Annotated in this window: 17 protein-coding genes and 1 tRNA gene; 11 read left to right on the top strand and 7 right to left on the bottom strand. The window is 71.3% G+C overall.

The window, feature by feature from the left end; genetic code table 11:
* Window positions 1-289 precede the first annotated feature (289 nt).
* The 3 genes from mfd to ACIBBD_RS26295 all read right to left on the bottom strand — a co-directional run bounded on the left by mfd (window position 290) and on the right by ACIBBD_RS26295 (window position 7,641).
* Window positions 290-3,823: a transcription-repair coupling factor gene (gene mfd, locus ACIBBD_RS26305; RefSeq protein ID WP_399422007.1), complete on the bottom strand. Its 3,534-nt coding sequence runs from the start codon at window positions 3,821-3,823 to the stop codon at window positions 290-292.
* Between the two features lie 453 nt (window positions 3,824-4,276).
* The gene (locus tag ACIBBD_RS26300) at window positions 4,277-6,856 is read right to left on the bottom strand and encodes an ABC transporter permease (RefSeq protein WP_399422006.1); all 2,580 of its coding nucleotides are present in this window, start codon (window positions 6,854-6,856) and stop codon (window positions 4,277-4,279) included.
* Entirely contained in the window at window positions 6,853-7,641 is a 789-nt protein-coding gene (locus ACIBBD_RS26295) for an ABC transporter ATP-binding protein (RefSeq protein ID WP_399422005.1), read from the bottom strand. The genes ACIBBD_RS26300 and ACIBBD_RS26295 overlap by 4 nt, the downstream gene beginning before the upstream one ends.
* A 443-nt stretch (window positions 7,642-8,084) precedes the next feature.
* Between ACIBBD_RS26295 and ACIBBD_RS26290 the strand changes: the two genes are divergently transcribed.
* From ACIBBD_RS26290 to ACIBBD_RS26280, 3 genes are all read left to right on the top strand, one after another.
* Complete coding sequence (locus ACIBBD_RS26290; protein ID WP_399422004.1) at window positions 8,085-9,635, top strand: MFS transporter; 1,551 nt, start codon at window positions 8,085-8,087, stop codon at window positions 9,633-9,635.
* Between the two features lie 460 nt (window positions 9,636-10,095).
* On the top strand, window positions 10,096-10,515 hold the full coding sequence (locus ACIBBD_RS26285) for a DUF485 domain-containing protein (protein WP_399422003.1): 420 nt from the start codon (window positions 10,096-10,098) through the stop codon (window positions 10,513-10,515).
* Window positions 10,512-12,158, top strand: a complete 1,647-nt coding sequence (locus ACIBBD_RS26280) for a cation acetate symporter (protein ID WP_399422001.1) — start codon at window positions 10,512-10,514, stop codon at window positions 12,156-12,158. Before ACIBBD_RS26285 ends, ACIBBD_RS26280 begins: the two co-directional genes overlap by 4 nt.
* Before the next feature lie 129 nt (window positions 12,159-12,287).
* On the opposite strand, the gene ACIBBD_RS26275 is transcribed toward ACIBBD_RS26280, so the two are convergent.
* From ACIBBD_RS26275 to ACIBBD_RS26265, 3 genes are all read right to left on the bottom strand, one after another.
* Window positions 12,288-13,175: a cellulose-binding protein gene (locus ACIBBD_RS26275; RefSeq protein ID WP_399422000.1), complete on the bottom strand. Its 888-nt coding sequence runs from the start codon at window positions 13,173-13,175 to the stop codon at window positions 12,288-12,290.
* A 187-nt stretch (window positions 13,176-13,362) separates the two neighbouring features.
* Window positions 13,363-16,197 carry an SUKH-4 family immunity protein gene (locus ACIBBD_RS26270; protein WP_399421999.1) on the bottom strand — a complete coding sequence of 945 codons (2,835 nt, stop codon included), beginning with the start codon at window positions 16,195-16,197 and terminating at the stop codon, window positions 13,363-13,365.
* Window positions 16,198-16,204: 7 nt separating this feature from the next.
* On the bottom strand, window positions 16,205-17,200 hold the full coding sequence (locus tag ACIBBD_RS26265) for an SMI1/KNR4 family protein (RefSeq protein ID WP_399421998.1): 996 nt from the start codon (window positions 17,198-17,200) through the stop codon (window positions 16,205-16,207).
* A gap of 308 nt (window positions 17,201-17,508) precedes the next feature.
* Between ACIBBD_RS26265 and ACIBBD_RS26260 the strand changes: the two genes are divergently transcribed.
* Complete coding sequence (locus ACIBBD_RS26260; RefSeq protein WP_399421997.1) at window positions 17,509-18,027, top strand: YwqJ-related putative deaminase; 519 nt, start codon at window positions 17,509-17,511, stop codon at window positions 18,025-18,027.
* A gap of 89 nt (window positions 18,028-18,116) precedes the next feature.
* Window positions 18,117-18,611 carry an SUKH-3 domain-containing protein gene (locus ACIBBD_RS26255; RefSeq protein WP_399421996.1) on the top strand — a complete coding sequence of 165 codons (495 nt, stop codon included), beginning with the start codon at window positions 18,117-18,119 and terminating at the stop codon, window positions 18,609-18,611.
* Between the two features lie 72 nt (window positions 18,612-18,683).
* Here the strand turns inward: ACIBBD_RS26255 and ACIBBD_RS26250 are convergent, their stop codons facing one another.
* A complete protein-coding gene (locus ACIBBD_RS26250) occupies window positions 18,684-19,970 on the bottom strand; it encodes a sensor histidine kinase (protein ID WP_399421995.1) in 1,287 nt (428 codons plus the stop codon).
* A gap of 160 nt (window positions 19,971-20,130) precedes the next feature.
* Here ACIBBD_RS26250 and ACIBBD_RS26245 point away from each other — a divergent pair, with 160 nt between their 5' ends.
* From ACIBBD_RS26245 to pth, 6 genes are all read left to right on the top strand, one after another.
* Complete coding sequence (locus tag ACIBBD_RS26245; RefSeq protein ID WP_399421994.1) at window positions 20,131-20,703, top strand: helix-turn-helix domain-containing protein; 573 nt, start codon at window positions 20,131-20,133, stop codon at window positions 20,701-20,703.
* 25 nt (window positions 20,704-20,728) lie between these two features.
* Window positions 20,729-20,802: transfer RNA gene (locus ACIBBD_RS26240), tRNA-Gln, on the top strand.
* A gap of 108 nt (window positions 20,803-20,910) precedes the next feature.
* Window positions 20,911-22,359 carry a bifunctional UDP-N-acetylglucosamine diphosphorylase/glucosamine-1-phosphate N-acetyltransferase GlmU gene (gene glmU / locus ACIBBD_RS26235; RefSeq protein WP_399421993.1) on the top strand — a complete coding sequence of 483 codons (1,449 nt, stop codon included), beginning with the start codon at window positions 20,911-20,913 and terminating at the stop codon, window positions 22,357-22,359.
* Window positions 22,360-22,494: 135 nt separating this feature from the next.
* Window positions 22,495-23,469, top strand: a complete 975-nt coding sequence (locus ACIBBD_RS26230; RefSeq protein ID WP_356685889.1) for a ribose-phosphate diphosphokinase — start codon at window positions 22,495-22,497, stop codon at window positions 23,467-23,469.
* A 187-nt stretch (window positions 23,470-23,656) separates the two neighbouring features.
* Entirely contained in the window at window positions 23,657-24,253 is a 597-nt protein-coding gene (locus tag ACIBBD_RS26225) for a 50S ribosomal protein L25/general stress protein Ctc (RefSeq protein WP_399421992.1), read from the top strand.
* 87 nt (window positions 24,254-24,340) lie between these two features.
* Window positions 24,341-24,937 carry an aminoacyl-tRNA hydrolase gene (gene pth / locus ACIBBD_RS26220; protein WP_399421990.1) on the top strand — a complete coding sequence of 199 codons (597 nt, stop codon included), beginning with the start codon at window positions 24,341-24,343 and terminating at the stop codon, window positions 24,935-24,937.
* Window positions 24,938-25,015 lie beyond the last annotated feature (78 nt).

Here is a 25,015-nt window from a genome sequence, read left to right as displayed (position 1 = left end):
GGGGCGCGCGGGGGGCGACGGGAGGTCCTGCAGCGGGCAACCGGCGGCCGGCCGCGGGCGGCTCCGCGTCGGCGACGCGTGGGCAACCGTCCGCGCGCGGATCCGCGTCCACGACACACCGCCGGTCGCCCCGCGGACGGTCCCGCGTCCACGACACACGGCCAACCGCCCGCGCGCGCCTTCGCGTTCACGCGGGCGGGGGCAAGGAGGCCACCGGCGGGCAAGGCCGGCCGGTGCCCCGCCGGAGCCGGCACCGCCCGGCTCCGGCGGCCGGTCCGGCTCCCTGGTCCTACGACCCCAGCACCGACGTCAGGAACTCGCCGACCCAGCCCAGCAGGTCCCGCCCGACCAACGGCTTGCCGCCGACCTTCGCGGTCTTCGGGCGGGGAACGAGGATCTGATGGGCGGCCGGCTTGATGACAGTGCCGGGGTAGAGCCGCTTCAGCCGCAGCTCCTGCGACTCGCGCAACTCGACCGGCGCGAAGCGGATGTTGGTGCCCTGCAGGACGATCTCGCCGACGCCGCAGGCGCGCGCGAGCATCCGCAGGCCGGCCACCAGCAGCAGGTTCTCCACCGGCTCGGGCAGCTTGCCGTAGCGGTCGACGAGCTCCTCGCGTACGGCCTTGACGTCCTCCTCGGAGTTGGCCGAGGCGATGGCGCGGTAGGCCTGCAGGCGCAGCCGCTCGCCGGGGGCGTAGTCGTGCGGGACGTGCGCGTCGACGGGCAGCTCGATCTTGACCTCGAGGGGCGGTTCCTCCTCGATCCCGCCGGTCTCCAGCTGGCGCCGGTAGTCGGCGACGGCCTCGCCGACCATGCGTACGTACAGGTCGAAGCCGACGCCCGCGATGTGGCCGGACTGCTCGCCGCCGAGCAGGTTGCCCGCGCCGCGGATCTCCAGGTCCTTCATCGCCACGTACATGCCCGCGCCCATCTCGGTGTGCTGGGCGATGGTGGCGAGACGCTCGTGGGCGGTCTCCGTCAGCGGCTTCTCCGGCGGGTACAGGAAGTACGCGTAGCCCCGCTCGCGGCCACGGCCGACGCGGCCGCGCAGCTGGTGCAGCTGGGAGAGGCCGAAGGTGTCGCCGCGCTCCACGACCAGGGTGTTGGCGTTGGAGATGTCGATGCCGGACTCGACGATGGTCGTCGAGACCAGCACGTCGAACCGCTTCTCCCAGAAGTCGACGACGACCTGCTCCAGCGCCGCCTCCGACATCTGGCCGTGGGCGGTCGCGATCCGCGCCTCGGGGACGATCTCCCGCAGGCGGGCCGCCGCGCGGTCGATCGACTCGACCCGGTTGTGGATGTAGAAGACCTGGCCCTCACGCAGCAGTTCGCGGCGGATGGCGGCGCCGATCTGCTTCTCCTCGTACGGGCCGACGAAGGTGAGCACCGGGTGGCGCTCCTCGGGCGGGGTGGTGATCGTCGACATCTCGCGGATGCCGGTGACCGCCATCTCCAGGGTGCGCGGGATCGGCGTGGCGGACATCGTCAGCACGTCGACGTTGGCGCGCAGCTTCTTCAGCTGCTCCTTGTGCTCGACGCCGAAGCGCTGCTCCTCGTCGACGATGACCAGGCCCAGGTCCTTGAACTTGGTCTCCGAGGAGAACAGGCGGTGGGTGCCGATGACGACGTCCACGGAGCCCTCGCGCAGGCCCTCCAGGACCGCCTTCGCCTCCGTGTCGGTCTGGAAGCGCGACAGGGCCCTCACGTTCACCGGGAACTGCGCGTACCGCTCGCTGAACGTGCCGAAGTGCTGCTGCACCAGCAGCGTGGTGGGCACCAGCACCGCGACCTGCTTGCCGTCCTGGACGGCCTTGAAGGCGGCGCGGACCGCGATCTCCGTCTTGCCGTAGCCCACGTCGCCGCAGATCAGCCGGTCCATGGGGACCGACTTCTCCATGTCGTCCTTGACCTCGGCGATGGTGGTGAGCTGGTCGGGGGTCTCCGCGTAGGGGAAGGCGTCCTCCAGCTCCCGCTGCCAGGGGGTGTCGGCGCCGAACGCGTGTCCGGGGGCCGCCATCCGGGCGCTGTACAGCTTGATCAGGTCGGCCGCGATCTCCTTGACGGCCTTCTTCGCGCGCGCCTTGGTCTTCGTCCAGTCCGCGCCGCCCAGCCGGTGCAGGGTGGGTGCCTCGCCGCCGACGTACTTGGTGATCTGCTCCAGCTGGTCGGTGGGGATGTAGAGGCGGTCGCCGGGCTGGCCGCGCTTGGCGGGCGCGTACTCCACGACGAGGTACTCGCGGGTGGCGCCCTGCACGGTCCGCTGCACCATCTCGATGTAGCGGCCCACGCCGTGCTGCTCGTGGACGATGTAGTCGCCCGCCTCCAGGGTGAGCGGGTCGATGGTCTTCCTGCGGCGCGCGGGCATGCGGGCGCCGTCCTTGCCGGCCGCCTTCTGCCCGGACAGGTCGGTCTCCGTCAGGACGGCGAGCTTGAGCGCCGGGTCGACGAAGCCGTAGTCGATCGAGCCGCAGGAGACGTGGACGATCGAGGGGGACAGCTCGGCCAGGTCGGCGTCCAGGCGGGCCGCGACGCCCTCGCCGCCCAGCACCTCGACGGTGCGGGCCGCCGTGCCGTGGCCCTCGGTGACGAAGACGACACGCCAGCCGTCGGCCAGCCAGCCCTTGGTGTCGGCGAGCGCCTTCGCCGTGTCGCCGCGGTACGTCTCGGGCGCGCGCATGCCGAGCTGGAGGGTGTCCGCCTCCAGTTCCAGGTCGGCGGCGAACGGCGACACCGACCACCACATCATGTCCAGCTCGCGGGCGCGGTCCCGCACGTCCGCGATGGACCACAGGGAGGCCGCGCCGACGTCGATGGGCGCCTCGCCGCCGCCCGCCGTGGCCGCCCAGGACGCCTGGAGGAACTCCTGGCTCGTGGCGACGAGGTCGGCGGCACGGGTGCGGACCCGTTCCGGATCGCAGACGACGGCCATCGCGCCCTTGGGCAGCACGTCGAGCAGCAGCTCCATGTCGTCCACCAGCACCGGTGCCAGCGACTCCATGCCCTCCACGGCGATGCCCTCGGCGATCCTCCCGAGCAGCTCGCCCAGTTCGGGGTGCTGCTCGGCGAGGTCACGCGCGCGTGCCCGGACGTCGTCCGTGAGGAGGAGTTCGCGGCAGGGGGGTGCCCACAGGCCGTGTTCGGCGACTTCGAGGGAGCGCTGGTCGGCGACCTTGAAGTAGCGGATCTCCTCGACGTCGTCGCCCCAGAACTCGATGCGCAGGGGGTGTTCCTCGGTGGGCGGGAACACGTCCAGGATGCCGCCGCGCACGGCGAACTCGCCGCGCTTCTCGACCAGTTCCACGCGCGCGTACGCGGCGGCGGCGAGGGCTTCGACGATCTCGTTCAGGTCGGCGGTCTGGCCGGATCGCAGGGCCACCGGCTCCAGGTCGCCGAGGCCCTTGACCTGCGGTTGCAGGACGGAGCGCACGGGGGCCACGACGACGGAGACCGGGCCGGTCTCGGGGTCGTCGGGGCTGGGGTGGGCCAGGCGGCGCAGGACCGCGAGACGGCGGCCGACGGTGTCACTGCGGGGGCTGAGGCGCTCGTGCGGGAGGGTCTCCCAGGAGGGGTACTCCACGACGCCGTCCGGGGGCAGCAGGGAGCGCAGGCCCGCGGCCAGGTCCTCGGCCTCGCGGCCGGTCGCCGTCACCGCCAGGACCGGGCGGCCGGTCCCGCGGGCCAGGGCGGCGATCGAGAAGGCGCGGGCCGCCGGGGGGCCGACCAGGTCGACGTGCATGCGGTTGCCGTCCGCGGCGGCCGGGATCGCTTCCGCGAGGGCGGTGTCCTTGACTACGGCGTCGAGCAGACCGTGCAGGCTCATGGAGGGGGTTTTCCGTCCGGGGGTCCGAGGGGGTGCGGGCTGGGGGGTTCGGGCTGTGGGGTGGGTGGGCAACGCGAAGGGCCCGACGCGTGTCACGGGCCGGGGGTGTCCAGGGTACGACGGGGCGGGGCGGTCTGCTGGGGGCTGTGGACAACGTGGGGTGTTCTCGTCCCCGGCGCCCCTTCCCGTCCCGAACCCGGGGCCCACCGCCCCGCCAACCCCCTGCCCCTCCCGAACTTGGGGGTTGCGCCCCCCGGACCCCCGCTGTCCCGTCCCGAACCTGAGGGCTGCGCCCCGGGCCCCCGCTGTCGGCCCTGAACGGGACCCCCGCTGTCGGCCATGAACGGGGCTCGTCCTCGAACGCCGGACGGGCTGCGACTGCCCGGGCTCACACGGAAGCCGGCGCCGAGGAGCCCCCCGTGGCTCCTCGGCGCCGGCTTGCCCGACCGGAGGTCAGTCCGTGGCGATCGCGTTCAGGACGTTCATCCGGCCCGCCCGGAACGCCGGCACCAGGGCCGCGAACAGGCCCACGAAGGCCGAGGCGATGAACACGCCCACGATCGTCGGCCAGGGGATGTCGAGGACCTTCAGTCCCTCCATGGCGAGGAGCTGCTGGGCGGTCGCACCCCAGCCCATGCCCAGGCCGAGGCCGAGGAGGGCGCCGAACAGGGCGATGACGACCGACTCCATGCGGATCATGCGGCGCAGCTGGCGGCGCGAGAGGCCGATGGCCCGCATCAGGCCGATCTCCCGGGTGCGCTCCACCACCGACAGGGCCAGGGTGTTCACCACGCCCAGGACCGCGACGATGATCGCGAGTGCCAGCAGGCCGTAGATGAGGTTGAGCATCTGGCCGATCTGGTCCTTCAGCGCCTGCTTGTAGTCGGTCTGGTCGCGGACGGTGTACTGCGGGTAGTCGTGCAGCGCGGACTTCAGCGACGTGTAGGCGGCGTCCTGCTGCCCCTCCTTCGCCGCGGCCAGCACCATCGCGTCCAGCGGCATCTTCTCCGCCGGCACGTACCTGGCGACGGTCGCGATCGACACGTACATCGCGCCCTTGTCGATGACCACGTCGTCGCTGGTGATGGCGCGGACGGTGAGGGAGGCCGTCCTGCCGTCCTTGAGGGCGACGTCGACCTTCGAGCCGACCTTCAGGCCGTGCTCCTTGGCGAAGCCCTCGAAGACGGACATCGAGTCGGGCCGGTAGGCGTCGGCCAGGTCGCCGGCGACCGTCTCGGTGCGCAGGTCCTTCACGTACGTGGCGTCGGTGGCGTTGAGCGTCTCGCCCTTGGACGTCTTGCCGTCGGGGGTGGTCAGGTCCGCGTCGAGGAGCTTGTACTCGGTGACCCGCTCCAGGCCCGGCGTCTTCTTCACCGCCTGGACGGCCTGCGGGGTCAGCGGCTGTCCGTTGTCGTTCTGCACGATGAAGTCGGTGCCGACGGACTTGTCGAGCTGGTCGGTCGCCGAGGCCACCATGGAGGAGCCGACCACCGACAGGCAGGCCACCAGGGCGAGGCCGATCATCAGGGCGGCACCCGTGGCGCCCGTACGGCGGGGGTTGCGCAGGGCGTTGCGCTCCGCCATCCGGCCGACCGGGCCGAAGGCCCGCAGCAGGACGGCGCCCAGGACGCGGACCACGCCGCCGGCGAGCACCGGGCCGATGACGACGAAGCCGATCAGGGTGAGCACCACGCCCAGGCCCAGCCAGAGGGAACCCTCGCTCGCCTTGTCGGCGGCGGTGGCCAGGTAGAGGCCGTAGACGCCGGCGGCGGTGAGGACCGAGCCGAGCAGGGCGCGGAGCCGGCCGGCCCTGGCGTCGGCGGGGGCCCCGGCATCGCGCAGGGCGGCCATCGGGGAGACCTTGCCGGCGCGGCGGGCGGGCAGGTAGGCGGCGAGGACGGTGACGACCACGCCGAGGACCATGCCGATCACCGGTGTCGTCCAGGCCACCGTGAGGTCGTCGGTGGAGAGCTTCATGCCGGTCATGCCCATGAGCTTCATCAGGCCGACGGCGATGCCGACGCCGGCGCCGATACCGAGGAGCGAGCCGACGACGCCGAGGAGCAGCGCCTCGGCCAGGACCGAGCGGTTGACCTGCCTGCGGCTGGAGCCGATGGCCCGCATCAGGCCGATCTCGCGGGTGCGCTGCGCGACCAGCATGGAGAAGGTGTTGATGATCAGGAAGATGCCGACGAGGAAGGCGATCCCGGCGAAGCCGAGCATCGCGTACTTCATCACGTTCAGGAACTCGCCGACCTCCTTCTGGTTGGCGTCGGCGGTCTCCTTGGCGGTCTGCACCTTGTAGTCACCGCCGAGGGCGGCCACGACGTTCTTCTTCAGCTGCGCTTCGCTCACCCCGGCCGCGGCCATGACGTTGACGTTCGTGTAGACGTCCGCCTCGCCGACCAGGGTCTGCTGCGCTGTCCGCGTGTCGAGGTAGAAGATGGCGGCGCCGGGGTTGGTGACCTGGAAGGCGGCGACGCCGGAGACCTTGGCGGTGTGCGTGCCGACCGCGCTGATCACGGAGATCTCGTCGCCGAGCTTCAGGTGGTGCTTGTCGGCGGTGTCCGCGTCGACCATGACCTGGTCGGCGTTCTTGGGCGCCGCGCCTTCGGTGATCTTCATGGTGCGGGCGTCGTTGGCGTTCCAGCTGCCGACGATGGTCGGGGCGCCGCTGGAGGGCGAGAGGTTGTCCTTGTCGGCGTCGACGACGGTCACCGAGGTCGAGAAGACGGTCCCCTCCGCCGACTTCACGCCGTCGGCCTCACGGACCGTGCCGAGCACACCGGCCGGCATGACCGGCGGCTTGCCGTTGCCGGAGGTGGTCTCCCCGGTGTCCGAGGCGCCCTTCGCGCTCACCGTCACATCGGAGGAGGTGGCCGCGAACAGCTTGTCGAAGGTGGTGTTCATCGTGTCGGTGAACACCAGCGTCCCGCAGACGAAGGCCACCGACAGCAGGACCGCCACGGCCGACAGGGCCATGCGTCCCTTGTGCGCGAAGAAGTTGCGCATCGACGTCTTCATGACGCTCATGACGTCCGCCCCCGCGCGTCGAAGTCCTTCATGCGGTCCAGGACGGTCTCGGCGGTCGGCTTGAACATCTCGTCGACGATCCGGCCGTCGGCGAGGTAGAGCACGCGGTCGGCGTAGGAGGCCGCCACCGGGTCGTGGGTGACCATGACGATCGTCTGGCCCAGCTCGTCCACGGAGCGGCGCAGGAAGCCCAGCACCTCGGCACCCGCGCGCGAGTCGAGGTTTCCGGTCGGCTCGTCACCGAAAATGATCTCGGGGCGGGCGGCGAGGGCGCGCGCCACGGCCACGCGCTGCTGCTGGCCGCCGGAGAGCTGAGTGGGGCGGTGCTTGAGCCGCCCGGCGAGCCCGACGGTCTCCACGACCCGGTCCAGCCACGCCTTGTCCGGCTTCCGTCCGGCGATGTCCATGGGCAGGGTGATGTTCTCGAGCGCGTTCAGCGTCGGCAGCAGGTTGAACGCCTGAAAGATGAAGCCGATCCGGTCCCGGCGCAGCTGGGTGAGCTTCTTGTCCTTCAGCCCGGTGATCTCGGTCTCGTCCAGGTAGATCTGCCCGGACGTGACGGTGTCGAGCCCGGCGAGGCAGTGCATCAGCGTGGACTTGCCGGACCCCGAGGGGCCCATGATCGCGGTGAACTGACCGCGGGCGATGTCCACGTCGACGTGGTCCAGGGCGACGACGCGGGTCTCCCCGGACCCGTACGCCTTGACGACCTGCCGCGCCCGCGCGGCAACGGCCGTACGCCCTCCAGTGCCCCCGTGCCTGGGAATGGTTACAGCCGAAGTCACGGTGATTCTCCTAAGTCGGTCAACAGTCGAGATGCACTCGTCCCTGGTGCGGGTGTGCCAAGTGCGGGTGGTTCCGTGCCGGTGTTCCTGGTGACGACGCTCAGTCTGTCGGCGGGACCAGGTCGGGCGCGCTGGTGCTCGGGCCCGTCTTGGCCGGGGGTTAACCCCACCCCCCGGCCGTGGGGTTGGCCGCCCCCCGACGGCATAAAGCCAGGCTAAGGACAGGACCGCGCCCGTCTCCTCCTCCGGCGGTACGAACCCTCCCCCCGCCGTAGTACGTAGGTACCCCTAGGGGCTGTCCACCGCCGGGGGGAGCGGGTCTCGGGGTCGGCTCGCCCCTCCCGCCCCTTCAGGCTCCACCCTGCCGCCGCGTCAGGGTCAAGTGGGAAGCTGTGCACGGCAGATAGCTGCAAGGGGCACGGGAACCGCGGGGAGGACCTCGGGTGGGCGACGCGCGACCGGCGACACGGCACACCGCACCGGGCACGGCCACCAGGAGGCGGGGGGCGGTCGTGGCCGCGCTCATGCTGTCCATGGCGCTGGCCGCCCTCGACTCCACCATCGTCTCCACGGCCGTCCCGCAGATCGTCGGCGACCTCGGCGGGTTCTCCGTCTTCTCCTGGCTGTTCTCCGGTTATCTGCTCGCCGTGACGGTCACCCTGCCCGTCTACGGCAAGCTCTCCGACACCTTCGGCCGCAAGCCGGTCCTGGTGGCCGGCACGGTCGTGTTCCTGCTCGGCTCGCTGCTGTGCGCCCTCGCCTGGAACATGGGCGCGCTGATCGCGTTCCGCATCGTGCAGGGCCTGGGCGGCGGGGCGCTGCAGGGCACCGTGCAGACGCTCGCCGCCGACCTCTACCCGCTGCGGGAGCGCCCGAAGATCCAGTCGAAGCTGTCGACGGTGTGGGCGGTGTCCGCGGTGGCGGGCCCGGGTGTGGGCGGTGTGCTGGCGGCGTACGCGGACTGGCGCTGGATCTTCCTGGTCAACCTGCCCATAGGGGCGGTGGCGCTGTGGCTGATCGTACGTCACCTGCACGAGCCGGAAAGGGAGTCGACGAAACGGGAGTCGGCGGAACGGGAGTCGGCCGGCGCGTCGCCGGCCCGCGCGGGTGCCGGTGTCGACTGGGCGGGCGCGCTGGCGGTGTTCGCGTGCGGTGGGGTGCTGCTGACCGCGCTGGTGCAGGGCGGGGTGGCCTGGCCGTGGCGGTCGGCGCCGTCGCTCGCCCTGTTCGCGGCGGGTCTCGCCCTGGCCGCCCTCGTCGTCGTCATCGAACGCCGGGCCGCGCAGCCCATCATCCCGGGCTGGGTCTGGCGGCGCCGTACGATCGCGGCGGTCAACCTCGCGCTGGGCGCGCTGGGGCTGGTGATGGTGGCCCCCACGGTGTTCCTGCCGACGTACGCGCAGGCGGTGCTGGGGCTGGATCCGGTGACCGCCGGGTTCGTCCTGTCGGTGTGGACGCTGAGCTGGCCGTTGTCGGCAGCCCTGAGTCAGCACGTCTACCGGCGCATCGGCTTCCGCGACACCGCGCTGCTCGGCATCGGCGCGGCCACGCTGGTGCTGCTGGCGTTCCCGTTCCTGCCGTATCCCGGGCAGGCCTGGCAACCGACGGTGCTGATGCTTGTGCTCGGCGCGACGCTGGGCCTGTTCCAGCTGCCGCTGCTCGTGGGCGTGCAGTCCACGGTGGGCTGGTCGGAGCGCGGCACCACGACGGCGTCCGTCCTCTTCTGCCGTCAGACGGGCCAGACGGTGGGCGCCTCCGTCTTCGGCGCCGTCGCCAACGGTGTCCTGGCCGCCCGCCTGGGCGGCGCGGGCGACCTCGACTCCGTCACCCGCGCCCTCGACGCCGGGCCGGCGCCCGAAGCGACCCGGCACGCCGTCGCGGACGCCGTGCACGCCGTCTACCTGGGCGCGTCCTGCGCCGCCGCGCTGGCCTTCCTGGTCCTGCTCTGCGTGGCCCCGCGCCGCTTCCCGGTACTGGGGAATCCGGACGACTGAGAAGGAACGGGGTCACGGACTCCGGGCACGGCAGGCGAGTGCGGCCAGGGTGGGTGCCACGAACGGGGTTACGGGTCTCAGGGCCGGTCAGCGAGCGGGGGGTACGGACTCGAGGCCGGTCAGGCGAACGGAAACCACGGACTCACGACCGAACAGGAGCAGGGGCAGGGGGCACGCCGAGACGGGGCGCGCAGGCGGGGGCGCGCGAAGACGGGGCACACGGGAACGGGGACGCGCGGTAACAAGGCGCACCGGCGGACTCGCCGCACAGCGGCGGGACACGAGGGTTAACGCGGGTAACAGCCCAGGTCAGTAACGGTTCCGCGCGGAAAGCGTGAACCGACCGATCAGTTCGGTGAAACCCTCGCGCAATGACGTACTCCCCGGTAACGTGCGTGGCTCGCACCCCCCACCTCCCTGCGGTCCGCCGCCATGGACCCGAGCCACGCAAGGAGCCGGGATGTTCCACGACCCGCCCCCGCCCCACCCGACGTACCCCTGGCAGCCGCCGCCCGCGGCGCCCGAGCCGGCCCGCCGGCCACCGTCCCCCCACCCGCCGTCGGGCCACCACAGCGACCTGCGGATCCTGCGCGGCGCCTACCGCCGCCAGCGACGCGTCGCCACGCTCACCGCGCTCGGCTACTTCGTCCTCTTCCTGGTGCTGTCCGCCTTCGCCCCGTCCCTGATGACCCACCGGGTCGCCGTCGGCCTCCCCGTCGGCCTGCTCCTCGCCCTGGTCCAACTCCCCGTCACCTGGCTGGCCATCACCTTGTACGAGCACACCGCCCGCCGCCATGTCGATCCGCTCGCCGGCCGCATCCGCAAGCAGTCCGAACTCGACGCCAGGCGCGCGGCCCGGCACGAGGGGGCGGCGCGATGACGACCGACACGATCGTGCGGGCGGCCGCACCCCTCACCGAACTCAGCGGCGACGCCCAGACGATGTCCCTCGTCGCGTTCACCGCGGCCGTCACCATCACCCTGCTGCTGTGTGTGATGACGGGCCCCGACCGCGACGACCTCGACGAGTTCTACACCGGCTACCGCTCCCTGTCGCCGCTGCGCAACGGTCTCGCCGTCGCCGGCGACTACATCTCCGCGGCCACCGTCCTGGGCACCGGCGGCGTGATCGCCCTGTACGGCCACGACGGCGTCGTCCTCGCCCTGAGCACGGCCCTGTCGCTGATGCTGCTGATGTTCCTGCTGGCCGAACCCCTGCGCAACGCGGGCCGGTTCACCATGGGCGACGCCCTCGCCCGGCGCATGCCCGGGCGCGCGGTGCGCATCACGTCGTGCGCGGTGACGATCGCCGCGCTCCTGCCGATGATGCTGGTCCAGCTCGCGGGCACCGGCCAGCTCCTGGCGTTCCTGCTGGGGTTCTCCGGTGACTCGCTCAAGACGGCCTGCATGGTCGGCATGGGCGTGCTGATGATCAGCTACGCGGCCATCGGCGGCATGAAGGGCACCGCCCTCATCCAGATTTTGAAGATCGTGATGCTGCTCGGCTCCGGCGCCGTCGTCGCCGTCCTGGTCCTGCACCGCTTCGACTGGAACCCGGGCGCCCTCTTCGACGCGGCGGCCGAGGGCAGCGGGGTCGGCGACGCCTTCCTCCACTCGGGCCTGCAGTTCTCCTCCGGTCCGTACCCCGGCCTCGACATGATCAGCTCCCAGCTCGCGGTGGTGCTCGGCGGCGCGTGCCTGCCGCACATCACCATGCGCATGTACACCGCGTCCTCCGCCCGCCAGGTGCGCCGCTCGATGTCCTGGGCGGTGTCGGGCGTGGCCCTGTTCGTGCTGGTGATGACGGTCGTCGGGTTCGGTGCCACGGCCCTGATCGGCCGCGCGGTGATCGCCGGGGCCGACCCGCAGGGCAACACCGCCTATCTGCTCGGCTCCCGGGCCGCGTTCGGCCCCGACATCTCCACGGCCGAGACGCTGCTGTTCACCACCGTCACGACGGCGGTCTTCCTCACCGTCCTGGCCTCGGTCGCCGGCATGATCCTCGCCTGCGCCAACTCCCTCGCCCACGACGTCTTCGCCACCCGCGCGCGCGAGACGTCCCCGCGCCGCGAGATGCTGCTGGCCCGCCTGTCCGCCCTGGCCGTCGGCGTCCCGACGATCCTGCTGGCCGTCCAGGTCCAGCACCGCAGCCTCCAGCCGCTGGTCACCCTCTCCTTCTGCCTCGGCGCCTCGGCACTGGCCCCCGCCCTCGTCTACAGCCTCTTCTGGCGTCGCTACACCCGAACGGGCCTGCTCAGCACCCTCATCGGCGGCACCCTGTCCGTGCTCCTGCTCATGCCGGGCACCAACCTGGTCTCCGGCTCGCCCGCCGCCGCGTTCCCCGACGCCGACTTCAACTGGTTCCCGTTCACCACCACCGGCCTCGTCACGATCCCCCTCGGATTCGCCCTCGGCTGGCTGGGGACGGTCGCCTCCGGCCGCCGCAAGGCGGAGGAACAACGGCGCCGGTACGAGGCGGTGGAGGGGTGGATCCTGGCGGGGGCGGTACGGAGGGAGAGCTGAGAAAAGGGACGGGGGGCGGTACGGAGGGAGAGCTCAGCAAGGGACCGGGCGGTACCGGGGGAGAGCTGAGGAGGGGGCGGGGCCGGCGCAAGGACGGTGACGCGTCGGAGCCGAGGACGCGGCGGCCCGCTACTCGACCACACGCCGCCCGGTGAGCGCGCTCAGGTTGCTGCGTACGGAGTCCATGTGCGCCTGCACCTGGTCCCACCGCTCGCCGTGCTCGCGCAGCACCCGCTCGGTCTCGCGCTCGACGCGGTCCTTGCGCAGACGGGCCTCGGCGAGGATCTCGGTGGCACGCGCGTTCGCCTCCTCCTGACGGCGGCGGGAGGCCTCCTCGGCCTCGGCGAACTCCCGCTGCGCCTCGGCGAGCGCCTCCTCGGCGCGGGCGACCGCCCGGGCGTGCTGCGCGTCGAAGGCGGCGGCCCGTTCGGCGGCCTCGCGCTCCTGCGCGGCCAGCCGCTCGGCGTACTCCTTCTTCGGTTCGACGAGCATGGCCGCGGTGCGCTGCCGCACCTCGCGCAGCGCCGTGAGCGCCTCGCCGCGGAACTCCTTCACCTTGCGCCGGGCACCGACCCGGATCCCGTGCGCCTCGGCACGCGCGGCCAGCAGCCGCAACCGGGTCTGCTCCTTGGCCTGCGCACGGAGGGCGTCCGCCTGTTCCTGCGCTCCCCGGCGCACGACAAGAGCGCACGCCTCGGCCTGCGCAACATGCTCCTGAGCTTCACGCCGGGCGTTCTCGACCACCTCCGCCGCCTCTTCCTGCACGAGCTGGAAGACGCTGCGCGCACGCTCCCCGAGGCTGTCGTACGTCTGCGGTGCGAGCCCGGTCATGGCCTCCCGCAGCCGCTCGGCCTCCACCATCATCTCCTTGACGAGCACGGTGAGCCGGGCGACCCGCTCCCAGGCCGCGTCGCGCTCGGCGGAGAGCGCGGAGGTGTACGCCTCGACTTCTTTGGGCCGGTAGCCGCGCCCGCGCACGGTCTCGAATCCCTGCGGTGACACCTTTGCGCTGCTCATCCTGCAACCCCTCTCCACCAGACAGACGCGAAATAATGATTTCCCGCATATCTTGATGTATCGGGCTTAACTGTTCATAACGCGACACTCCGGACAAAAAGCGCGGCAGTTCCGCACACAAAAGGGCCGGGCCCGGTCACACGACCGGGCCCGGCCCCCACCCCACGGCGTCAGCGACGCGGACGCCTCACAGCAGGCCGTCCCACATCTGCTCCAGCAGCACCGACCACCAGCTCTCCGGCGAACCGAGCGCCGCCGGGTCCAACGCGGCCAACTGCGCCTGGAAGTCGACCGTCCACCGGCCGGCCTGCTCCTGGTTCAGTCCGAACCTCAGCCGCCACATCCGCCCGAGCAGCGCCAGGCAGCGCGCGAACTCCGGCAGACCGGTGTTCACGAACTGCGGCGGCACGGACACACCACCCGGTCCCGCCTCGACCGGCACGGCGACGATGTTCGCCGACCCGTACTGCACACAGATCGCCTTGCCGAAGTCGCTGCCCATGACGAGGTACGAGCCCGCGTCCGGCGCCGGCTGCACACCCCGCTCGGCCGCCAGCTCCGCCAGCGTCGGCACCGGCCGCCCCGGCTGGGCCTGCGCCCAGAAGAACGGCCCCATGTCCATCGGCAGACCCGCCACCACCAGCGTGTGCGCCACGACCGGCGGCACACCCTGCCGGGACACCGCCGCCTGCTCGAACCGGAACAGGCCCGGCCCGAACGCCGCCGCCAGCTCCTGCCCGATCGCCTCCGGCGGAACCGGCGGCGCCGACTGCACCGGCGGCAACGGCGCCCGCACCGGCGCGGGGCGCGCCGGGCCGTCGGCGACCTGGTGCAACTCACCCTGGTGCGCCAGCAGTTGCTGCATCCCCTGCTGCCGGCTCGCGTGATCCGTGCCGTACGGCGCGATGCTCGTGATGCGCGCCTGCGGCCACTGCTCCCGGATCATCCGCGCACAGTAGGCACCCGGCAGCTCGCACGACTCCAGCTCGGTGTGCAGCTCCAGCACCTGGTCCGGCGGCACGTTCATCGCCCGCAGCTCGTGGAAGATCTGCCACTCCGGATGCGGCGTCCCCGGCGCCGACCGCCGGATCAGCTGCTGCTCCGAACCGTCCTGCGCGCGGTAGCGCAGGACCGCCTGGTAACCGGGGCCGACCGTCGGCTGCCCCTGCTGCGGATACCCGTACGCCTGCGGCTGCCCCGGGACGGGCGCGCCCGGCGGCGGCACCGCACCCGGAGGCATCCCGCCCGGGGGCATCCCTCCGGGCGGCATCCCACCCGGAGGCATCGGCTGCGGCGCGCCCGGAGGCATCCCCGGGGCTCCCGGAGGCATCCCAGGAACGCCCGGGGCGCGCGGCGGCGGGGGCGTGCCGGGGCCGGCCAGCATCGTGGCGGCGTGATGGACCCCACCCGGCGGCGTACCGGCGGGAGCGTGCGGCGGGGCGGGCGCGTTCGGCACACCCGGAGCACCGGGGGCACCCGGCACGCCAGGCGCGTGCGGCACACTTGGGGCGGCCGGCGGCTGCGGCGGCGCGCCGCCCCCCGGGCCCATCCGTCCGGGGTCGGCCAGCATGGTGGCGGCGTGGTGGACCCCACCCGGCGGCGTGCCACCGGGAGCGTTCGGCGGGGCGGGCGGGTTGGTCCCACCCGGAGCACCCGGAGCGCCGGGAGCACCCGGCCCCGCCAGGCCCTCGGGATCGAGCGCCGACACGAGTTGCGTGGGCACATAGCCGCCCGCCGGGATACCCGAGCCGGAGGGCGCGGACGGCGGCGGAGGCGTGGCACCCGGCCGCGCGCCCGGCGCACCCGGCGCACCCGGCGGAGGCGGCGGAGTCGCTCCACCACCCCGCGCACGACGCGGAGGCGGCGCCGCCTTGCTGGTCGCGGCGTCGGCGATGTCACCGGCGTTCGCCGCGAGCGGCCGCGCCGGGGCACCCGGAGCACCGGGCGCCGGGGCCTGCGGCGCGCCCGGCCCCTGCGGAGAGCCGTACGAGGACGCCCCGGGCGCGGGAGTGCCGTGCGGAGGCGGGGTGCCGTGCGGGCCGCCCGGGGGCGGAGTCCCCGGGCCACCCGGCGCACCGGGCCCCTGCGGGTAGCCGTAGGACGGCGCGGCCGGCGGAGGCGGCGGCGTGTGCCCCGGCGCACCCGCACCCTGCGAACCCGGCGCAGCACCCGGCGCGTTCGGGTCGGCGAGTGCCGGTGAGACCGCCGTCGGCGGCAGTTGACTGCCGCCCGCGATCAGAGCCGTCTTGGCGTCGGACGGGGCGGAGCGCGGCACGTCGTCGTCGGAGCCGCTCAACGGCGGCGCGAACACCGTCGCCGGCAGCGGCACCGAACGGTCCTCACCGGCATCGGCGTTGGTGTCCGTGCCCGCCCAGGGCGTGGCCCCGGCGGGCGTCACCGGAGCCGACGCACCCGCGCCCGCACCGTCCACAGGCACCCCGGCCTGCGTCCGAGGCAGCGAGGGATCAGGCGCCACGGAGCCGCCGACACCGGCCGGCCCACCGGAGGAAGCCGGACGGCCCCCCGGAACCGCGTCCGACACAGCACCCGAACCGGGCACGGCGTCCGACACAGCACCCGGACCCGACTCGGAACCCGCACCCGCCCCGGCCCCCGCGGCCGCCTCCTCCCCCCGCTGCTCCCCGATCCCCAACTTGTCCGCCGCCTCCTGCAACCACTCCGGCGGAGTCAACAGGAACGACGTCTGATTCAGATCCACCCGAGCCGCGGGCGCCGGCACGGGCTCCGCCGCCTCACCCTCCGGACGCCCGTACTCCTCCTCGTACCGCCGGATCACCTCACCCACCGGCAGCGAAGGCCACAACGAGACCTCCCCGCCGTCCCGGGCCAGCACCAGCCGCTGCGCACCCCCGTCCGAACGCGGCCCCTCCGCCCGGTCCTCCGCCCACACCACGAACCCGAGCCCGAACTCCCGCACCCGCACCTCACGATGCTGGTACGCCGGAACGTCCCCATTGATCCACTCTTCACCGCGCTCCTGCGCCTGCGCGAACGTCACCATCACCCGATCACTCCCCCACGCCCACGGACGACACGGACACAGCCCGCGCGAACCCACCGTCCACCATCAGATTCGCCACCGTCTCCAACTCCGGGGGCCGGCCCGCCAGACGCGACAGGAACACGTCGAAATCGTCACCGCACGGCAGCAACAAACGCTCCACCCGCTCCGCCGGCGACCACGCCGGATCCACGTCCCGCGCGTCGTCGTACGCACAGAACCACACCGAACCGAGCCGCTCGCCCTTCACCTTCACGGCCAGCAGACCCCCCTGCACGAACCCGACACCCAGATAGTCCTTGGTCAGATGGTCCCGCAGACACTTGTTCACGTACACCAGGTCGTTGACCGCCGCCTCGTCCCGCACCGTGAAGAACGGCTGGTCCACCAGCAGCCCCAACTCCGCGTCCAGCGCCGCGCCCACCGGCGCACACCCACCCGCCGCCTTCAAAAACGACCGGTACGCGCCCGGCAACCGGTACCCGAGATCCTCCTCCACCCCCTGCACCTGCGACTCCGTCACCGCCACACCCGACTTCGGCAACCCGAAATGCGCCGGACGCGTCTCCTGCAGCGGACGCGTCCCCCGCTTCGACTGATCCACCGCCGCCGTCGCGATCCCACCGTGATGCCGCAACAACGCCTTCACCTCGACCGGCACCAACTCCAGCCGCCGCGAACCCACCACGTGATGCCACGTCCAGCCGTGCGGAGTCGCCACCTGGCCCACCGTGTCCCACAACGCGTGCCCCGACGCCGCGAGCGCCGCGTTCGCCGACACATAGTCCGTCAGCCGCAACTCGTCGACACCGAAACCCTCCGGCGGCTCCGCGATCTCCGCCGCCGCCCGCGCGTACGGCGAGAAGTCGGGGTAACCCCGCTCGTCGACCCGTACCCCCCTCGGGTGACGCGCCGCCCGGACCGGATCCGGGAAATGCACGACCTGCCCGGCGTAGGCCGCGTTCGGCGGCGCGGCTTGCTGCCCGAGCCGACCTGTCGTCATGGCGGTTGCCCCCTGCGGCACTCTGTACGGACCCCGGCCACCGGCCCCGCTTCCGGTTCCGGCCACCACGTCCCGTATGCGACTGTCTCCAACGGTCTCCCACGCGCGTCAACCGCGCGCCAGGCGGTGCCGACAGCCTATGCGGTACGACGACACCGGTCACCGGCCCTCCACTTCGGTGACCAGCCGTCACCCCACCGTGACAGCCCGCCCCGACCCGGGCGTGTCGCACCGCCCCAGCTTCCGCACCCGCCACGCCGTTTGGCACCCTGTGACGGCCGGGGGATGCACGGAGGGGAAAGACGATCATGAACGCCACCCAAACGGGACCACACACCACCAGCCGCTCCGGCGACCCCCGCATCGGCTGGAGCCACGACGACACCCCCCACGCACCCACCCTCCGCCACCGCCGCGACGGCATCCTCCCCACCGTCGCCGCCGCCCTCTCCGTCCGCGGCGCCACCCTCACCGGCACCGCCGCCCGCGCCGACCAGCCCCCCACACTCCACCCCCTCGTCCAGGACTTCCTCGACACCCTCACCAGCGCCCAACGCGACCGCTTCACCGGCCGCTGCGCCGAAGCACTTCTGATCTCCCGCCACATCGCCGCCGTCGACGCCGCCCGCAGCAAACGCGCCGCCCGCAGACCCATGACCAACGGCGAAGCCCGCAAAGCCCTCAAACAGGCCAAACTCACCGCCCGACGCATCCGCGAGGACGGCGACCCCCTCCACGGCAGCTTCGCCGCCCCCTGCCGCGCCTGCACCGCCCTCAGCGCCCACTTCGGCGTCCGCATCGTCGACCCCACGGCGACAGACGGCTGAGCCGGCCCGCCCCAAGCCCCACCCAGACCCCCCACACCCACCCACAAGACGGCCCCCGCCGGCCCAAGACCTCGACGAACGAAGCGCAGATGCACCCCGACCGCACCTCCACCACCCGCTTCCCCGTACCCGTCGACGCCGCCCTGCGCGCCGCCGGCTGGCAACCCGGACGCTGGGACATCAAACAAGCCGAGATCTGGGCCGACACCCTGCGCGACCACACCTCCCCCGCCGGTCACCGACACGCCGTCTTCCCCGCCGCCGTCGAAGCCTGGGCCGAATTCGGCGGCCTGCGCATCACCCCCACCGGACCCGGCCGCCAGATCGCCCCCGTCGCCATCGAACTCGACCCCCTGCACGGCCTCCACATGGCCCGCACCCTCGGCGACCTCGGCCGCGCCCTCGACACCGACGTCAGCCCCCTCGGCGGCGAGACCGACAGCCAGGCCCTCCTCGCCATCGACGCCGCAGGCCGCGTCTACGCCCTCGACCACACCGGCGACTGGTACCTCGGCCCCGACATCGACCAAGCCCTCGGCGCCCTCGTCTCCGGCATCCAACCCGTCCGCCTCACCGCCGGCTGATCAGCGCCGGTCCGCCCCACCCCCGACTCAACACCGGCCGACCCCACCGCCGACCGAACCGGACCCGGGCCCCTACGCCGCCGGAATCACCGCCGACACCCGAAAACCACCCGCATCCGTCGGCCCCGACACGAACACCCCACCCAGAGCCACCACCCGCTCCTTCATCCCCAGCAACCCATTACCCCCCGACGGCAACCCGGCCGACGACGCCGACCCCACCTCCGGCGGCGGCTCGTTCTCCACCTGCATCGCGATCTCCGCCACCCGATGCGCCAACCGCACATGCGTCTTCGCCCCCGCCGCATGTTTGTGCACATTGGTCAACGCCTCCTGCACCACCCGGTACGCCGTCTGCTCGATCTCCGGCGCATACCCCCGCACCTCCCCCTCCACCGACAGATCCACCACCATCCCCGCAGCCGCCGACTGCCCGATCAACTCGTCCAACTCCGACAGACACGGCCCCTCACCCTCCTCCACGGCCCGCGCCACCACCTCCGTCACCGCCACCGACGACACCGACGCCCGCCGCTCACCGTCCCCACTCCGCAACACCCCCAACATCTCCCGCAGCTCCGTCAACGCCTGCCGCCCCATGTCCCCCACCAGCGCGGCATTCCTCACCGCCTTCTCCGGATCCTTCCGCGCCACCGCCTGCAACGCGGCCGCATGCACCACCATCAGGCTCACCCGGTGCGCCACCACGTCATGCATCTCCCGCGCGATCCGCGTCCGCTCCTCGTTACGCGCCCACTCGGCCCGCTCCTCCGCCCGCTCCGCCAACAGCTGCAACTCCCGCTCCAAGCTGTCGGCCCGCTCCCGCAGACTCTCCATGAGCCGCCGCCGCGCCCCCACATACAGCCCGAGCAGCACCGGCGGCGCCGTCAGCCCCAACGAGGTCGCGATCGACGCGAACGGCACGAACCAGTCCCCCAGATCCAGATCCCCCCGCACCATGTCCTGCCGCACCCGCACGAACGTCACGATCAACGTCCCCACCAGCTGCATCCCCGCCAGCGCCCCGATGATCCGGCGCGGCAACTCGGACGCCGCCAGCGTGTACAGCCCCACGATGCCCATGAGGAAACCCATCTGCGCCGGCGTGATCGCGATCGACACCAGCACCACGGCGACGGGCCACTGCCTGCGCACCACCAGCACCGACCCCGCGAGCAGCCCGAAGACCACCCCCGCCGGCACCGGAATCCCCGCGTCCCGCGCGAACGGAACCCCCTCCACCGCACACTCCGCGGCGGACACCACCGCGAGACTCCAGTCGAGCACCGCGCTGCGGCGCCTGCCCCACCACAACGGCCCTCCCCGAGCCGTCGCGTGCTCTTCCCCCGTCGTGGTCATGCCTCCAGCCTACGGGCGCCCGCCCCGGCTTTTCCGGCGAGTTTCCACGACCGGCCCACACCACACCCCGTAACCGAACAACACCGAAACCCACCGGTATCCCTCGAACTGCTGAACCAAGTCCGTTCGACTCCGGAGCCACCGATTCCGGCCGGACGGGATGCCCATGGCACATTCCCACGGCAAGTACGCCGACTTCGAGAGCCTCAGGAAACAGGCCATCGCCCTCAGGAGGGCCGGCCACAGCCTCCGACAGATCCGCGACGAGCTTCAGGTACACAACAAGGAGACCCTTCAGCGGCTCGTCGAGGGCGAGCCGCCCCCGGAATGGGCGAAGCGGCCACGAGCGAAGGACGAGCTGCGCGAGAGGGCACGGGAGCTGCGGCAGCAGGGCTGGACGTACAAGCAGATCCAGGCAGAGCTGGGATGCTCGAAGAGTTCGGTGTCGCTTTGGGTGCGTGACCTACCGGCGCCCGGACGGCCACGCTCCGATACGGGAACAGCACGACGCGACGTGCAGCGTGCAGTCGAGAGCCGCGACGCCACCCGAGCAACGATGCAAACCACCGCGGGCATCGAGGTGGGGCCCGTCAGCCCGCCCCAAGACCAACCGAACCAATGTCGGCGAGGGCTACTACGGTTGCCTCCGGGTCGCCATCCTCCGAAGCGCCGACCTACACCGTCGCATCGAAGGCTGGTGGTACGGCATAGTAGGGGCTGTCCGTCCGGATGATCTATCGAACCGGACATAAGGGCGATCCCGGGTCGTCTAAGGGCAGGACAAACGGTTTTGGTCCGTTGAATGAGGGTTCGAATCCTTCCCCGGGAGCCAGTGGGCGTGGGCCCTGACAGCAACGTCAGGGCCCGCTCTCATGTCCTCCAAGAAACGCCCCGGTATCCTTCGGGTGTCTCCACCCCTACACAGCCGAAGGGCAACTCCGTGAGCGCCATTCGCCCGGCAGCCGTCGTCGTTCTCGCAGCGGGTGAGGGCACCCGTATGAAGTCGGCCACACCCAAGGTCCTGCACGAGATCTGTGGCCGCAGTCTCGTGGGTCATGTGCTGGCGGCGGCCCGTGAGTTGGATCCCGAGAACCTGGTCGTCGTGGTCGGGCACGCACGGGAGCAGGTCACCGCGCACCTCACCGGGATCGACCCGGAGGTACGCACCGCCGTCCAGGCGGAGCAGAACGGCACCGGGCACGCCGTCCGGATGGGCTTGGAGCAGCTCGGGGGTGGGGTCGACGGCACGGTCGTGGTCGTCTGTGGTGACACTCCGCTGCTGACCGGTGCGACGCTCGCGCAGCTCGCCGCGACGCATCACGCCGATGGCAATGCGGTGACGGTGCTGACGGCGGAGGTGCCGGATGCGACGGGGTACGGGCGGATCGTGCGGGACGAGGTCTCGGGTGCGGTGACCGCGATCGTGGAGCACAAGGACGCGAGCGAGGTGCAGCGGGAGATCCGTGAGATCAATTCGGGTGTTTTCGCGTTCGACGGGCAGTTGCTGGCGCAGGCGCTGAAGCAGGTGCGTACGGACAACAGTCAGGGTGAGGAGTACCTGACGGATGTCCTGGGGATTCTGCGTGAGGCGGGTCATCGGGTGGGTGCGTCGGTGGCGGCGGATCATCGTGAGATCGCCGGGATCAACAATCGGGTGCAGTTGGCGGAGGCCCGTCGGATTCTGAACGAGCGGTTGTTGACCGCCGCGATGTTGTCGGGTGTGACGGTGGTGGATCCGGCCAGTACGTGGGTGGATGTCACGGTGACGTTCGAGCAGGATGCGGTGGTTCATCCGGGGACGCAGTTGCTCGGTGCGACGCATGTGGGTGAGGGGGCCGAGGTGGGTCCGAACAGTCGGCTGAGGGACACCGCTGTGGGGGCGGGGGCGCGGGTGGACAACACGGTGTCGGACGGTGCGCAGATCGGTCCGCAGGCGTCGGTCGGTCCGTACGCGTATCTGCGGCCGGGTACTCGTTTGGGCTTGAAGTCCAAGGTGGGTACGTATGTGGAGACGAAGAACGCGTCGATCGGTGAGGGTACGAAGGTGCCGCATCTGTCGTATGTGGGTGACGCGACGATCGGTGAGTACACGAACATCGGTGCTGCCAGTGTGTTCGTGAACTATGACGGGCAGGACAAGCACCACACGACGGTCGGGTCGCATTGTCGTACGGGTTCGGACAACATGTTTGTGGCTCCTGTCACGGTCGGGGACGGCGCGTACACCGCTGCGGGGTCTGTGATCACGAAGGATGTGCCGCCGGGTTCGTTGGCTGTGGCCCGTGGTCAGCAGCGGAATATCGAGGGTTGGGTGGCTCGTAAGCGTCCGGGCAGCGCGGCGGCGAAGGCGGCTGAGGCGGCCTCCCGGCAGGGTGGCGGCGAGGACTGACCGGAAACGGTCGCGTCGGACACGGCGTACCGTGATAGGTGCACACCCGCACCCCCACCAGCTGAGACGGCCCCGTCGCGCCCAGCGGCGAGGTCTTTGGACAGCCGGCTGAGACACCTCTGAGGAGACAGTGCTGTGACCGGGATCAAGACGACCGGCGAGAAGAAGTTGATGTTCTTCTCCGGCCGCGCCCACCCCGAGCTTGCCGAGGAGGTCGCCCACCAGCTGGGTGTCGGGGTCGTCCCGACGAAGGCCTTCGACTTCGCCAATGGTGAGATCTACGTCCGTTACCAGGAGTCGGCTCGTGGTGCGGACTGCTTCCTGATCCAGAGCCACACGGCTCCGATCAACAAGTGGATCATGGAGCAGTTGATCATGATCGATGCTCTGAAGCGGGCGTCCGCGCGGAGTATCACGGTGATCGTGCCGTTCTACGGTTATGCGCGGCAGGACAAGAAGCACCGTGGGCGTGAGCCGATTTCGGCGCGTCTGATCGCGGACATGATGAAGACGGCGGGTGCGGACCGGATCCTCACCGTCGATCTGCACACGGACCAGATCCAGGGTTTCTTCGACGGTCCGGTGGATCATCTGTTCGCGTTGCCGCTGTTGGCGGACTATGTGGGCAGCAAGGTGGACAGGACGAAGCTGACCGTGGTCTCGCCGGACGCGGGTCGTGTGCGGGTGGCGGACCGTTGGTGTGACCGTCTGGGTGCTCCGCTGGCGATCGTGCACAAGCGGCGTGACAAGGACGTGGCGAACCAGGTGACGGTCCACGAGGTCGTGGGTGAGGTCAAGGGCCGGGTGTGTGTCCTGGTCGACGACATGATCGACACGGGTGGCACGATCTGTGCGGCGGCGGACGCGTTGTTCGCGCATGGTGCGGAGGACGTCATCGTGACGGCGACGCACGGTGTGCTGTCCGGGCCGGCCGCTGATCGTCTGAAGAACTCGAAGGTGAGTGAGTTCGTGTTCACGAACACGTTGCCGACTCCGGGTGAGCTGGAGTTGGACAAGATCACGGTCCTGTCGATCGCGCCGACGATCGCGAGCGCTGTGCGTGAGGTGTTCGAGGACGGTTCGGTGACGAGCCTGTTCGACGAGCAGTAGGCCGTTCGGGCTTCTGGTTGATCGATTTTTCTGCGGCCTCCCTTGCCGAGTAGACTGGTTCAGTTGCTCGGCGAGGGAGGCCGTTCCCGTGTGGGTTCGGCGGTCCGTTATCGACGCGCTCTTCGTAGCAGGCCGTTCGTGGCCGGGTGACCACGTCCGTTCCGATTTTCTACGAGGAGTGATTCACATGTCCGAGGTGAAGCTCGCCGCTGAGACGCGCACCGAGTTCGGCAAGGGTGCCGCGCGTCGTATCCGCCGCGACAACAAGGTTCCGGGTGTTCTGTACGGTCACGGTTCCGACCCGCTGCACCTGACCCTGCCGGGCCACGAGCTGCTGCTGGCGCTGCGTACGCCGAACGTTCTGATCTCCCTGGACATCGACGGCAAGAGCACCGAGCTGGCGATCCCGAAGGCCGTGCAGCGCGACCCGCTGAAGGGTTTCCTGGAGCACGTCGACCTGCAGCTGGTGCAGCGCGGCGAGACGGTCACGGTCGAGATCCCGGTTCAGACCGAGGGTGAGCTGGCCGCGGGTGGCAACCTGCTCGAGCACGTCCTGAACGCGCTGCCGGTCGAGGCCGAGGCGACGCACATCCCGGAGGCCGTGACGGTGTCCGTGGAGGGTCTGTCGGCCGGTGCGTCGATCCACGCCAAGGACATCACCCTGCCGAAGGGTGTCACCCTGGCCGTCGACGAGGACGCGGTCGTTCTGCAGGTTCTGGCCGCGCAGGCGGAGGAGGCCCCGGAGGGCGGGGAGGCCGCCGGCGAAGAGGCCGCGGAGGCCTGATCCTCGGCTTCGTCGTTCGTTCGTCAGCCGCTGTTCCCGTGCGTTTCGTACGGGGCAGCGGCTGGCGCGTATCAAGGAGACACAGACGTGACGAGCGACCCGAATGCTCCCTGGCTGATCGTGGGGCTGGGTAATCCGGGGGCGGAGTACGCGATGAACCGGCACAACGTGGGGTTCATGGTGGCCGATCTGCTGGCCGAGCGGATCGGGGGCAGGTTCAAGCGGGCGGGCAGGGCGCAGGCGCAGGTGGTGGAGGGGCGGATCGGTCCGCCGGGGCCGGCGAACCGGCGGGTGGTTCTGGCGAAGCCGATGTCGTACATGAATCTGTCGGGTGGTCCGGTGAACGCGTTGCGGGACTTCTACAAGGTGCCGGTGGCGCAGGTGGTGGCGGTGCATGACGAGTTGGACATCGACTACGGGACGTTGCGGCTGAAGCTGGGGGGCGGGGACAACGGGCACAACGGGCTGAAGTCGATGACGAAGGCGTTCGGTGCGGACTATCACCGGGTGCGGTTCGGGATCGGGCGGCCGCCGGGGCGGATGCAGGTGGCGGACTTCGTGCTGAAGGACTTCTCGCCGGCGGAGCGCAAGGAGCTGGACTACTTCGTGGACCGGGCGGCGGACGCGGTGGAGTGCCTGGTGATCGACGGGTTGGAGCGGGCGCAGGGGACGTACAACTCCTGAGGCCGGGTGTCGGCCGGGGAAAAGGTGCGGAACTCCCGACTTGTCTCCCGCCGAGGTTGACGGGTCGTTCGGGCATGG

Origin of the sequence: Streptomyces sp. NPDC051315 (assembly GCF_044455165.1) — a bacterium.
Lineage (GTDB): Bacteria > Actinomycetota > Actinomycetes > Streptomycetales > Streptomycetaceae > Streptomyces.
This window is presented reverse-complemented; position numbering and strand designations above follow the sequence as displayed.